Here is a 13,594-nt window from a genome sequence, read left to right as displayed (position 1 = left end):
TTTTCTCTTTAGCTGGTGAGACCTGCACGGCATATACTCGTCTTAACGCCAATAACCGACAATGGAAACGACACGGAAATCAATGACCGCCCGAGAAAAAATTCGCAGACTTGTAGACGTAAAAGAGCAAGCTCAGCGAGAAGCCCAGGAAAGGTATCGGACTGATCCTGAAATTCGAGCTGTTATCGAAGAGCTAAAGCGAAAGAATGGCGCAAGACATACCAAATAATCAATACGATTTCAGCTTTGCGGGTAGCGAGCAAAATCTGTATTACTTTACAACGCATCTTGAAATTATTTACGAAGTTAAATTCGTTCCCTCTTCCTATTTATTCTTCGATTACATAGATGATCATGTCAATGCTTTTGAAATGGTCATTAGTGTTGTTGATAATCCTATCGGCAAGCGAATTCCTGCAGACCCACTGACTGAACCTACTATTCGAGCTATTTTCTACGACTTTTTTCGCTCGTTAGACCACGTAATCATTTATATATGTGATAGCTCAGACGGAAGGCAGGAGGCTCGATTCCGGAAATTTACCAACTGGTATTACAAAAATATTGCCGTTGATCTGTTCAAAATGGACGCTCGGCTTCCTGATGGCGATCGCTTCACGCTTTTATCCGGAATATTGAGCAAGAAACATCCCCACTTCAGCCAGTTTGTCGAATTATTCAAAAATTTAGCTGAAGCCGATAAGTAAACATAGTTCCGGCTATTTCTTATCACTCCTTCTCCACCTGCATCGCATTTCGGATGAAACGAATTTCGCTGTAGGTAACTCCATTGCCAATCGCCTGTAAGGCATCGCTTAAGCTGACATTTTCATTCGCTTCGTAATAGGAACGAATCGCGTCGATACGTTCGGGAGAAAGTAATTCGCTGACCAATACGTCGCCCGTGGCGATGCATTTTGCCAGATGACTTTCGATGGTTGAGGGAGCCAGCTCACGTTCTGCGGCAATTTCAGCAATGGTTTTGCCTTCCCGAAAAAGTGAAAGCGTGATGTCGATAGAAGGAACTTTAGGAGGCTTGACTTCTTTTGCTTTGGGTTCGCTGGGTTGTTTACGAAGTTTGGGAGTGGATTCACTACGCTCCACAAACGAGTTGATAAGTGCTAATACCTCAGCACCAATTTGTTTGACCTTTGTTTTGCCAAAGCCTTTAATCGCTAATAATTCGTCGGCGGTAGTGGGCCGGACGCGGGCCAATTCGGCAATTGTTTTTTGTGGTAATACCATATAGCCGGACGTATTATGTTCTCCCGCCAGATCATTGCGCCACTTGACAAGTGCACCGTATAATCCACCACGACCCGGTTTTTCAGTCGATGATTCTTCCTGCTGTGGTTCCAGTTTTCGGCGTTCAGGTGTAAAATCAAGCTCTGCCCGATTGCGGGCCTGTAAATACGCCAGGGCTACAAAACCGTCGCGACAGTTCTCGAAGCTACGGAGTTTACAGAAAAGCTCTTTTTCCAGATCGTCCAACAGTTCGAGCAGACTTTCTCGCGCTTGTTTGTTATCGCAGTCGGTGGGCGATTGGTAAATGATCGGCAATAAGTCATCGGCGAGTAGCGCCTGAAAATAACTCGTTGCTTTTCGAATACGATCCTGTAGGGTTTCGTTGGCTTCGGGCAGATTGGTGTCTGAAAAATAGCCGGAAAGCTGCTGTTGAAACCGATTGCCAACGTCGCGGGCTTTTGTCTGAATCGTTTCTGCCAGAGCAATGAGGCCCGTATTCAGTTCTTCCGGAAAACTGTCGAGGTACTGGTTCACGATACGTCGGCAGCGATACACCAGCGAGTTCGCCCGTTCGAACGAAAATAATTCCCGTAACAGCTGTTCCTGATTGCTACGTTTCGACTCCTGTAAATGTTGTTCGGTAGGCGTCTGCTGTTGAACCTGCTCATGGAAATCTTCCAGCATCTGCTCCGTTTTGATGCTATACGATGGAATTGGCGTTCGCAGAACCAATCCGTCCAGGCTTTTGCAACGACTCAACGCTACGTAGACCTGGCCGTGCGCAAAGGCTCCGGCTGCATCGATAATGGCTTTTTCGAAGGTCAAGCCCTGGCTTTTGTGTATGGTGATAGCCCAGGCCAGTTTTAGAGGAAACTGAATGAACTTACCGATGGGTTCCGCTTTGATTTCCTTCGTTTCCGGATCGATGCTGTAGCGAATGTTTGTCCATTCGGCCGGATAAACGGCAATTTCCTGATCGTCACCCTGGCTTTTTACGAAGATAATATCATCGTCGATGGCCGTAATCTGCCCGATTTTGCCATTGTAATAAAGCTTATCGCGGGAGATGTCGTTTTTGATAAACATCACCTGTGAGCCAGCTTTTAGCTCAAGGCTGGCTTCGGTGGGGTAGGCGTGGGTTGGAAAATCGCCTTCAACGCTCGCTGTAAACGTATGAAGTTTGGTTTTTAGCGATGCAAGCTTCTGGCTGTTGATCTGTTGAGCCGACGAGTTGTGCGTCGATAACGTAATGAATCCTTCGTTGTCGTTGGGTTGAAAATCAGGAATGTAATGTTGGTTAAGCTCGTTGAGTTGTGTTTGCGTTACGTTCTTTTCCCGAATGCTGTTCAGGATGTTTATGAATCGTTCGTCGGCCTGGCGATAGATGTGTGTTAGTTCAATGGAAACATAGGGCGTGTTCTGCAAGGCCTTGCTGCCGAAGAAATAGCCTGTGTTATAATGCGGTCTGAGCAATGCCCAGTCTTCATCCCGAATAACGGGTGGTAACTGCTGCATGTCGCCGATGAGCAATAATTGAACGCCACCAAACGGTGCCGAATTATACCGATACCGCCGGAGCACTTCATCGATGCCATCCAGTACGTCGGCTCTGACCATACTGATCTCATCAATGACGAGCAGATCGAGCGTACGAAGAAGATTTATTTTTTCGCGATTAAACTTTCGGTTTTCCCGTTGAGTTGAACCTGGTATAAGGGGCCCAAACGGCAGTTGAAATAGCGAATGGATCGTAACACCGCCAGCGTTGATGGCGGCTACACCCGTAGGGGCCACAACAACAAGACGTTTGACGTTCGATTGTTTAATCTGGTGCAGAAACGTGGTTTTTCCCGTTCCGGCCTTACCCGTCAGAAAAATATTCCGATTGGTGTGCAGAACAAAGTTGGTAGCGAGTTCCAGTTTTTCGTTTACTGTCGTTGGCATAAAGCGGTGGGCATGAAGGCCACAAATCTAATCGTTGTACCTTTGAAAAACGATTAATTAGTAACAGATGGATAACAGGATTTATGAATGAATGTATCCTGTCGAGATGGTATTTTTTTAACTAGTGACGACTATGAATATTGGAGATAGAGTTCGGTTACTTCGGGCAAAAGAGCAGGGCGTGGTATCGCGGTTTTTGCCGGGTAATATGATTGAAATTGAAATTGAAGACGGATTCCGTATTCCGGTGCTACGTTCGGAGCTGGTGCCTGTTTCGCCCGTAGAAAGCGAACGGCTGCTGAAAAATAATCCGTACGAACCCCAGAAAACGGTTACGCCTTCGGCCCCGGCTATACTGGCGAGTCAGGGAATTTATCTGGCTTTTGTGCCGGTCAATGATCGGGAATATACCTTGCATCTGATCAATAATACCGATTGGGAGTTTCCGTATGCACTGGGCGAGGAGTCGGCTGGTGCGAGTGGTGGGGTTCAGTTTCATGGGTTGCATGCAGGCGTACTCAAAGCCCGGTCGCAGCAAAAAATGAACGACTTGTACGCCCATGCCAAATTTGAAAACTGGCCAACGTTTGTGGTGCAGGGATTATGGTTCAGAGCCGGAAAATCGTCGCTACGAGTACCGCTGGTGAAACGATTTAAGGCCAGAGCCGCTACGTTCTTCAAGAACAAAACAACAATTCCGGTACTGAACCAGCCTGGTTTTCAGACGCAGCTCGACGCCGATTCGGCACCTGATCAACAGGCACCACCATCGGCTGGCAAACCAGTTGCGGCAAAGCCTCATGTTGTCCGACCGGAAGATTTGAAAGCTGAAATGCTGAAGCCTAAAACGGAGCAGAGCGGTTTAAGCGTCGAGAAACCATCATCGGTTATTGATCTTCATATTGAAGAACTTTTGCCAAGCGGCCCCGGTAAGCGAACTCCCGCCGACTTGCTGAAACTTCAGCTCGATACGTTCGAAAAAACCCTGGAAAATGCCATTGCCAACGGCATGCACGACATTACGTTTATTCATGGGGTTGGCAGCGGAGCACTACGTACTGAATTACATAAGCGATTGAGTCGGCATCCGAACGTTCGGTTTTTCGAAGACGCTCAGAAACAGAAGTTTGGCTATGGTGCCACGAAGATCACTATTAAATAACGCGGATAATAGTTAATGTAATAGTCTTATTAATAATGCGTTATAGTTTATTCTGTCATCCCGGCGATAGGAGGGATCTTCAGTTGTAGAAAGAAATCATAGAAGATCCCTCCTATCGCCGGGATGACAGAAAATGGCTATCCATAATTCACTATTTAACAGTAAGTACCCAATTTCAACAATGCGTATGCTCATACAGGGGATTTTATTCCTTGTCCGTAGTTCCCGGCTGCCTGTTTTCTTTTTAAGTTGTATACTTGTGGCTTGCCAGCCCGGTAATCGTCTAAATCCGCAAGCCCCTAAAGAAGCCTACAACACTACAGAAATGGAAGTTCGTAACGAACGTTTTTTGTCGACAGTTCATGTGCCGGTGTCTATTGCGATAACCGATATCGAGCGTCAGATCAATGCGCAGGTGAACGGGTTGATCTACGAAGACAATAGCCTGGACGATAATCATGGCGACCAGTTTATGACCAAGGTCTGGAAGCGCGGAACCATTCTTATGACCGCCCAGGATAGTCTTTTTCAATTTACGGTTCCGCTGAAAATCTGGGCTAAGGCAGGTGTGTCAGTACTAGGATTTACGCAGTATAAGGAAACCGAATTTGAAATAGACCTGCGTTTCAAGACCAAATTTGATCTGGAACACGATTGGTCGGTGCACACACAAACGCAGTCTGATAGGTATGGCTGGGTTCGAAAACCAACGGTGAGTCTGGTGGGCTTCAATATTCCCATCACGAACATTGTGAGCCGATTAATCGACAAGAACTTAGGCACGATTACCAAGACGCTGGATCAGCAGATCCGACGTAACGTCGACCTCAAAACTCCCGTGCTGAAAGCCTGGAATACGCTTCGTGAGCCGTACCTGATTTCGGAGAAATACCGTACGTATCTGCAGGTCGTTCCCAAGCGTGTGCTGATTACGCCGTTACGTTTCGAGGGACGTATGATTCGTGCAACGATTGGTATTGAAGGCTATACACTGACAACGACTGGTAATCGGCCCGACGTACATCCGGCTGTATCGTTGCCTGATCTGACGGTGGTTCCAAAGGTGAAAGATGATTTTCAGATTGGCTTACTGAGTGAAGCCAGCTATCAGGAGGCCGCCAGAATAGCGTCTGAGGAGTTTGTCGGAAAAACGTTCTCATTCAGTGATAATCGGTACTCGATCACTGTAACGAGTATGGACATGTATGGTCAGAACGACAACCTGATTATTAAGGCGGGTTTGAAAGGGACGATTAATGGCGACATTTATCTGCGTGGTCGACCTTATTACGATGCAAAGGAGCAGACCGTATCGCTGAAAGATCTGGTCTATGATCTGGATACCAAAAATATTCTTCAGCGTTCGGCCAGCTGGCTTTTGAAAGGTACGTTTGCCAACACGCTGGAAAAGCAACTGACCATCCCGGTTGGCTCTCAGATTGCCGACATGCAGAAGTTGCTTCAGGAAAAGTTAAAGAACAATCGACTGGCAAAAGGCGTGGTTGTTAATGGCCAGATCGATGAAATACGTCCAGATCAGGTGTATCTGACGCCAACGGCATTACTGGCCGTTGTACACGCCCGTGGCCGAATCGACGTAAAAGTGGATGGATTGTAAGAGGGGGGCGTTTTGTTTTTAGGTTTATGGTTTATCGTTTTAGGTTTATTGTTTTTGGTTTAGGGTTGATACGCCCAATTAGATGGCACCATCCAACTATAAACCAAAAACGATAAACCCTAAACCAAAAAACTCCTACTTGCTGACGACCTGTACGACATAGGTGCGTTTTATCTGGCCGTTACCGGTTTCAGTTGCTTTCTTTTCGCTAAAGACCACATTGGCAGTGCCAACGGTAATTCCTTTGATCTGGAAAACAGAAGGGCCACCATTAGTCCGTTTTAACGTATCGACAGCTGGGGCTAGATCAGGACGTGATACGTCAACAACTTCCTGATTGTCTGACGTACCAACCAATTGTAGATCTTCGCCACTACGTCCGGGGATCGAAATTTCCTTGATTTCGCCCACCTGCAATCGAATTCGCTTTTTCGAGCCAGAGGGCTTATCGGCACTACAGCCGTTTATGCCGAAAAAACAAACTGTCAGAAAGAGAAAGGCCAGCAACTGATTCGTAATTCGGTTGCGGAAAGTCGGAGATGATATTGTATTTGTTGTTGCCATGAGGCTATAACTGTCTGAATCCAGGCAGGGTTTGAAATACATAGCGTATAGCCTCTTAATACCGAAAGCCCTCTCCTAGAGGGCTTTCGGTATTAATAATAGGAGTGTAAGCTTAATAGAGCCGCCGGGACAAGGTAAGACTATAACCAGTATAGTTGCCGGAAATACCATTGGTTGTACCGGCTTTCTGGCAGGTAACAATCGTGTTGTTGTGGGCAAATGTTGGGTGATTGGTCGTTGTCGGGTCAAGCTGCGTATAGCCCAACTGAATTAATTCCTGTTGTAGCTGGTCGCATTGCTCTTTTGAATGTAGCTGATACACGACCATATTGGAGCGACAGGTGCGAACGTATTGAATCAGACCTGAGGCTTTGTCGGGTATGGGCACAAGCATATTGTTCGCATAGGCAAACAAACACGTCCAGTTGGTTAGCCCGCCTTCACTTCTGTAACAAATAAAGCCATTCCGCATCATGTAGCTGTCCAGCTTTTCGGGCGGGCAGCTCAGGTAAGTCAACAATTCCTTCATGGAGACGCGTTGGGCAAAGGCCGTATTCGTCAGAATTAACAAGCAAATGAGGGATACTATTGCTTTGAGCGCTTTAGGAAGAGACAGAGCTGAGCGTACAGGAAATTTCATTGTCTAGCGAAATGGTCTAGGAATTTACCGTGCAAAATGCAGACCAGAATTAAAAACGACAGCAAAGTTTAACTATTCGGTGAAACTGCCTGGTCTACAGCTTGCTGATGGGTACAATCCGATAGCCTTTCTGCTTAATCTCCGTGAGTAGCTCGTCCAGATGATCGTATAATTTGTCAGTTCGGTCAGGCGATGTACCGATGTGCATCAACAGCATAAAGCCGTTTAGACCCGTAATTCCTTGTTTTTCATACTCGCGGATCGATTGCAGAATGGCATCGCTACTGCGGTAGTTTTTATCGTTAGGCGTGGTATAATCGGCATGGCTCAGCGTGCCCGGCGTATAATTAATCAGTTGAAGACCTTCTTCTTTTGTCCACGCTGCAATACTGTCGTTATACCACTCATAGGGCGGAAGAAACAATTTGGTTTTGCTACGTTGAATACCAAAGCGGGCAAGGGCTCGATAGTTGGCTTTCAAATCTGAACGAAACTCATCCTGCGTAACGAGCAAACTATCCCGCTTCGTCCAGTCGCAATACAGCAGATGCTGATCAGAATGCGGACCGACGTAGTGCCCTTCGCGGTGTAATTGCTGGACCAGAGATGTAAATCGTGGATTGCGAAGAAAACGCCCGGTCAGAAAAAAGGACGCTTTTACTTTATGCCGACGTAGTGTATTCGCAATGGATTTACCGCCGTCGGCAAATTCATCGCCCGTAAAGACGATCGCTAGTTGCCGAAGACTGGTGTCGCCCCGAACCTTGGCCCCTTTAGTAAACAGGGCTTTCGTTTCGGGTGCTGGTGGCGCGCCTGCCGACATACCGGCGTTAGGTGTTTTGGGACGTTTTTCGGATTGTTTAGCTGCCAGCAGATACACCAACGTAGCGGTGCCATCCATTGTCGGTTCGTTGGTGCTATAATCGCCAAAATCATCGTGGTAAACGGCCAGATCGCTTTGGAACGAAGCGTATTCGTCGGGTTCATGAAGCGTAATGCCAATCAGATTTTTGTAGATACTCCCTTTCACCGGGCCGTCTACCAATCCGCCGTCAATTGGGTATTGTTTCAGGTGCGTAAAGGCGGAGTGCGGATCGGTAGGTGTATCGGCATTGCCCGGTAAGCCATATACGAAGCTGGTGCCCCACGGGTTGCACCCGAAGAGCCAGTCGAAATTAGCCTGCTCCAGTGCTACGTATTGCTGATCATTCGTCAGCTGACGGTACCAGTAGCATTGGGTAGCGAAGGAGGTAGTGAGGTTGTTGCTGCACCAGATGAACGGAACGCCCCGATAAAAGGCGTTTTCTTTCGCCCGTTGCCAGACCGTTTCAATGCCTTTTTTGTAAAAATCCGTGACGACTTTCCGTTGCCCGACCGGGTATTGTTTGGCCAAAGCTGCATGACCAACATTCACGAACGGATACCATTGATAATGCCGGGCCGTATCATTGTCGATCCAGGGCGTTACGGGTTCTTCTTTAGCAAATTTGAGGGCTGCATTCCGCCATTGAATGGCTTGCTGGCTTCGGGTGCCCATCATATTGATCTGCTCCACCGACGCTAGTTCCATGTCGTCTGCGTAGTTGTCTTCCTCATAGAAATACGGTGCCCGACCGGGAGCTGTCTGGCAATTGCCGGGCTTCTGAATACCGAGTTTATAGGCCGATTGCGCCCGTTTTCTGAGCTGATCTACGTAGTGCCGGTCGACGTAATCGGCCGGTTTGTTACGTAGCAATTGATAGCCTAAAGCCAGCGCGCTACTTACTTTTCCAGCCGTCGATGCGACGCCCGTTGCGCGGTTTTTATACTTGAATAAACCCTGTGGTTCACCCGTGGCGAAGTAAACAGGGCGCTCAAACCCTTTCCCGTACAAGTTATCTTCTTTGGGAATCCGTAGTCCGGCATGGTCGCGATCATCACCGAGCTGATTAAAAAGCCACTCATCGGTTGGATGCATTTTCAGGAGCCAGTTCAGCCCCCAGTGTGCTTCGTCGAGAACATCGGGCTGCCCGTTGGCTCCGGCCAACCCATTAGTCTGATGCTGATCACCAAAAGCGTCCGGAAAATCGCGGAGGGCGGCCAGTAAATGATACGTAGCGTTGGCCGAGGTGGTTACGTATTGCAGATAGTCGGAGGCATCGTGCCACCCCCCCGATACGTCGATGTGCGTACTGTCTGGCATAGGGCCGTACATGGTATAACCATCGTGAGTGTGGCAGGAATCTTTCAGAAAGGGATTGAAGCCGCTACGTTGCTGGCGCATATAGCGCAGGCAAAAGTCGGCTGCTCCATCGTATACATTCTCATCAATCCGAAATACGGGAGAACGAGTGCCATCATCGGTCCGAAGGAAATAGCGACCGGGTTGGCGAAAGGCTGTAAAGTTCAACCGGTATGTATGCTGAAACGGGCCATAAGCGCCAAAGTCCTGCCCAATTTCACGCTGCCACACCACCTGCTCGTTGTCGGCATTGACGATCTGAAACCGCTTGGTTGTTTGATTGGTGAGACTGCCCCAAACGGCTGTTTTAGAGCTTGATGGACGATAACCGAGTAAATTGATCCGGATAACTGCCGACTCTTCGGCACGAAACACGAAGGCGGCCAACCCAACTGTCAGAAAGAGGAAAAAAAAGAACCGAATAAACATAATGACGCTGAAAAGCCCCAGCCGGGCTTATTTATTCGGAAAGTTAGGGAAACTTTAAGAATGGATGGGGTAGGCGAGGTTGGTTTCCCAACACCGGCAATCGGAAATCTATTGATAGGTGGATGTAGAGACAGATTCCTGAACCGGTGGCGTTGTGCCAAACCGTTTTGCCTGAATCCGGTCATAGTCAGCAACGTAGCGTGGATTTTCGGTTTTCAATAATCGATCCCAAATCCGAAAATACAATCCATAGTTTCCTTTGAACTGGCTGTGATGCAGATTGTGGTGGACCGACGTATTGATGATCTCGAACAAAAAAGAATGACGTAGCCAGCGCGGAGCTATCTCATAGCCCAGATGCCCGTACACATTGATAATAAAGCCAATCAGTACGAATAAAATCACCGTTAGCGGATGAACGGGTATCAGAAAAACAATGACGAATAGAACGGCTCCTTCTGCCACGGCTTCCAGAAAGCTAAACGAATAGGATGCCCAGGGAGATGGATTCGTGGATAGATGGTGCAGTCGATGGGTGTACTTAAACAGGCGTTTATGATGCAGTAAGCGATGCATCCAGTAAAAATACGTATCGTGAATCACCAGGCTCAGCACCAGACTGGCTAACAGCCACCAGACGGAATAATCGGCAAGGTTCGTGTAGAGACGGGTGTACTGTTTAAACGGAGTATACAAAATAACGAGCCCGATGACCGTAAAAATGCCCGTTGTTTGCAGCGAATGAAGAATCTCCCGCACAAAATCCTGCCTGGCTGCCTTTTTATGCTGGATTTTGGCATTGGCAAAATAAGCGGTGAAGAGCTTATAAAACAGCAGAAAAGGGATGCCTGCCACGAAGAAGTAACGTAGCGTTGAAACACCCGCTATTCGCCCTGCAATCTCCAGTGAATGATCCATAGCTCTACTCGATTTGTTCCTATAAAGATAGGACGTATTGGCCGACTGACGCAAGCCAGGTTGATTAGTAGCCTGCCGCCTGGCCGTCTTTTCGCATTTCGGATGCGCCCCAGTAGACTTTATTCGTAGAATCCCATAGAATAGCCTGATAACCGCCGAAGAAATCGGTTTCGGCCAGACGGTGCCCCCGGCGTTCTAACTCAGCCCGAACGTCTTGCGGTATTCCACTCTCAAGTGCTACCCGGCCTCCGTCGGTCATAACGGTGCCAATAGGTTCGCTGCTGCCCGAATGACTGAACCGGGCCGCGTCGCCAGCTTCCTGGACGTTCATACCAAAATCGATGATGTTGCACAGGATTTGCAGATGTCCCTGCGGTTGCATGGCACCGCCCATAACGCCAAAGCTTAGAAAGGGTTCACCATCTTTCGTGACAAAACCCGGAATGATGGTGTTAAATGGCCGTTTCCCCGGTGCGTACACATTGGCATGGTCGGGCTGTAGATTGAAACTAGTTCCCCGGTTATGGAAAACAAAACCCAGGCCGTCGGGTACCATGCCATTGCCAAACTCCAGCATGTTACTTTGAATTAAGGAGACAATATTCCCCTGATCATCGGCCACCGTCAGGTATACCGTATCGCCACTACGTAGCGCTGGGTCGTTCGCATCGATACGGTTAGCTGCTTGTTGAGCGTTAATGAGTTTCCGACGTCGTTCCGCATAGGCCCTGCTCAACAGCGTTTCGACTGGGATTTTGCCAAAGTCTGGGTCAGCATAATACCGCGCCCGATCTTCGAAGGCGAGTTTCTTGGCTTCCAGTAACAGGTGCAGGTAGTCGGCGCTGTTATGGCCCAGCCGTTTCAAATCGTAACCTTCCAGGATGGTAAGCATTTGCAAAACGGCTAAACCTTGTCCGTTAGGTGGGAGCTCATGAACCGTATAGCCGCGATAGTTCACCGAAACTGGATCTACCCAGGTGCTGTGGTGATTGGCTAAATCGTCTTTTCGTAGATAGATTCCCGTTCGTCGGGCATAGCGATCGATCGTTTCAGCTATTGCCCCTTTGTAAAAAGCATCCCGCCCACTCCTGGCAATTGTTTCGTAGGTCGAAGCCAGGTCGGGATTTCGAAAGACTTGCCCTTCAACGGGGGCTTTGCCATTGATCAGAAACGTTTTTCGGAAGTTGTCAAATTCGGTAATGTCTGCTTGGTTGTTTATCAGTCGTTGCGTGGCAACCTGCCAGGAATAGGCAATTACCTGTGGTACCGGAACGCCTTCGCGGGCGTACTGAATGCTGGGAGCCAGGAGTGCTTTCATCGGCACTCTACCAAATCGTTTGTGAAGTTCAAACCAGCCATCTACCGCGCCCGGTACCGATACAGATAGGGGGCCATAGAGCGGAATTTGGGTACGATTGCCCAGGATTGTTTTTAGCTTCTCGTAAGACAATCCGTTGGGCGACCGACCGCTGGCATTCAGCCCGTACAGTTTTCGGTCTTTGGCCGACCAAATGATGGCAAATAAATCGCCACCGATTCCTCCATTGTTTGGCTCAATAACGCCCAATGCTGCATTAGCGGCAATGGCGGCATCGACAGCGGTGCCGCCCTGTTTAAGAATATCCAGACCAGTCTGCGTCGCCAGCGGATGACTAGTTGCCACCATCCCGTGTTTACCCAGAACGGGGCTACGCGTGGCAAAGTTTGGCCCCGTAATCCGATCGCCCTTATCCGATATGGATTGAGCAACCACTGGAAAGGAACAATGGAGAAGCAGTGCTAAGGGGAAGAGCCAGTTTTTTGTCATAACGATTGTAAAAAAAACTTCCCGAAAGTACGGACCTGCTGACGGTCCATTTCGGGAAGTTTCTATACAGGAATGAGCCTCAGGGAAATCCTATTGTTTTAGATTTTTCAGGTACGTAATGCTTTCGGGGACCTGCACATCCTCATGATTGCTCTCGTCTTCAATAAAGTAATGCTTGACCCCCGCTTTTTTCGCTGCTTTCAGAACAGCGGGCATATCAATCTGGCCCTGGCCTAGCACTACGTCGTTTTCGGGGGGAGTGCCACCGCTCAGGTCGCCTTTAATACCTTTTTTCAGGTCTTTCAGGTGCATGAGTTTCCAGCGACTACCGTATTTATTCAGCAATTTAACCGGATCAGCGCCACCGTGCGTTGCCCAGAGAATATCCATTTCGAACGATACGTATTCGGGCTTTGTGTTCTGAACGATGTAATCGAAAAGAGTCCCGTTTTGGTACGGACCGAATTCGTAGCCGTGGTTATGGTAGCAAAACGTAATGCCGTTATCTTTCAGCACTTTCCCGGCGCGGTTGAAATCCTCAACGGCTTTTTTGGCGTTCTCAATGGTGAAGTTACTTTTTTCGTGAGGAATCCAGGCCACCATCACATAGGAAGCACCCAGAGTTTTGGCATTTTTGACGACGCTCTCGGGATCTTTTACGATCTGTTCGTAGCTGGCACCGGTGGCCGGACATTTGATACCCCGCGCATCGAGCATTTTTCGGAACTCTTCGGTCGTAACACCTTTTGGGGCACCACCTTCCAGTTCTGTAAAGCCCAGCTTTTGAATGGTATTAAGCGTTCCTTCTACATCTTTCGGGAAGTAGGCCCGGTACGTATAGGCCTGAACACCGAGCGGGAACGTATAGAGCGGTTTGCCTGATTGGGCTGAAACGAATGACACGGTACCACAAAGCGCAACGGCCAGCAGTAACGAATGAGCGAATTTATACATGGTTGAGACAGTAAAACACGACAATAAAGAAATATCGACTAATCAACTACTGTGTTTGCTCCTATAAAAACGACGTAGCGGAAAGTCGATTC

The 13,594-nt window shown here is 48.3% G+C and carries 11 protein-coding genes; 4 read left to right on the top strand and 7 right to left on the bottom strand.

Features of this window, described 5'->3' with window-relative positions; all coding sequences use genetic code 11:
• The first annotated feature begins 61 nt into the window (after window positions 1-61).
• Complete coding sequence (locus GK108_RS31110; RefSeq protein WP_170305418.1) at window positions 62-229, top strand: hypothetical protein; 168 nt, start codon at window positions 62-64, stop codon at window positions 227-229.
• On the top strand, window positions 207-707 hold the full coding sequence (locus GK108_RS25430; RefSeq protein WP_163954395.1) for a DUF6169 family protein: 501 nt from the start codon (window positions 207-209) through the stop codon (window positions 705-707). Before GK108_RS31110 ends, GK108_RS25430 begins: the two co-directional genes overlap by 23 nt.
• A 22-nt stretch (window positions 708-729) precedes the next feature.
• On the opposite strand, the gene GK108_RS25425 is transcribed toward GK108_RS25430, so the two are convergent.
• A complete protein-coding gene (locus GK108_RS25425) occupies window positions 730-3,189 on the bottom strand; it encodes a helix-turn-helix domain-containing protein (protein WP_163954394.1) in 2,460 nt (819 codons plus the stop codon).
• A 133-nt stretch (window positions 3,190-3,322) separates the two neighbouring features.
• On the opposite strand from GK108_RS25425, the gene GK108_RS25420 reads away from it, so the two are divergent.
• Complete coding sequence (locus GK108_RS25420) at window positions 3,323-4,351, top strand: Smr/MutS family protein (protein WP_163954393.1); 1,029 nt, start codon at window positions 3,323-3,325, stop codon at window positions 4,349-4,351.
• Window positions 4,352-4,532: 181 nt separating this feature from the next.
• A complete protein-coding gene (locus GK108_RS25415; protein ID WP_246225172.1) occupies window positions 4,533-5,969 on the top strand; it encodes a DUF4403 family protein in 1,437 nt (478 codons plus the stop codon).
• A gap of 135 nt (window positions 5,970-6,104) precedes the next feature.
• Here the strand turns inward: GK108_RS25415 and GK108_RS25410 are convergent, their stop codons facing one another.
• From GK108_RS25410 to GK108_RS25385, 6 genes are all read right to left on the bottom strand, one after another.
• Entirely contained in the window at window positions 6,105-6,533 is a 429-nt protein-coding gene (locus tag GK108_RS25410) for a hypothetical protein (protein WP_246225170.1), read from the bottom strand.
• 112 nt (window positions 6,534-6,645) lie between these two features.
• Complete coding sequence (locus GK108_RS25405; RefSeq protein WP_163954392.1) at window positions 6,646-7,173, bottom strand: hypothetical protein; 528 nt, start codon at window positions 7,171-7,173, stop codon at window positions 6,646-6,648.
• Between the two features lie 94 nt (window positions 7,174-7,267).
• Window positions 7,268-9,823: a glycoside hydrolase family 9 protein gene (locus GK108_RS25400; RefSeq protein ID WP_163954391.1), complete on the bottom strand. Its 2,556-nt coding sequence runs from the start codon at window positions 9,821-9,823 to the stop codon at window positions 7,268-7,270.
• Window positions 9,824-9,931: 108 nt separating this feature from the next.
• On the bottom strand, window positions 9,932-10,741 hold the full coding sequence (locus tag GK108_RS25395) for a sterol desaturase family protein (protein WP_163954390.1): 810 nt from the start codon (window positions 10,739-10,741) through the stop codon (window positions 9,932-9,934).
• A 64-nt stretch (window positions 10,742-10,805) separates the two neighbouring features.
• Complete coding sequence (gene ggt, locus GK108_RS25390) at window positions 10,806-12,548, bottom strand: gamma-glutamyltransferase (protein ID WP_163954389.1); 1,743 nt, start codon at window positions 12,546-12,548, stop codon at window positions 10,806-10,808.
• A gap of 90 nt (window positions 12,549-12,638) precedes the next feature.
• Window positions 12,639-13,502 carry a sugar phosphate isomerase/epimerase family protein gene (locus tag GK108_RS25385; RefSeq protein ID WP_163954388.1) on the bottom strand — a complete coding sequence of 288 codons (864 nt, stop codon included), beginning with the start codon at window positions 13,500-13,502 and terminating at the stop codon, window positions 12,639-12,641.
• Window positions 13,503-13,594: the final 92 nt, after the last annotated feature.

It is taken from the genome of Spirosoma terrae, from assembly GCF_010435915.1.
Lineage (GTDB): Bacteria > Bacteroidota > Bacteroidia > Cytophagales > Spirosomataceae > Spirosoma > Spirosoma terrae.
The sequence above is the reverse complement of the archived record's forward strand: the minus strand, read 5'-3'. Positions and strand labels throughout refer to the sequence as shown.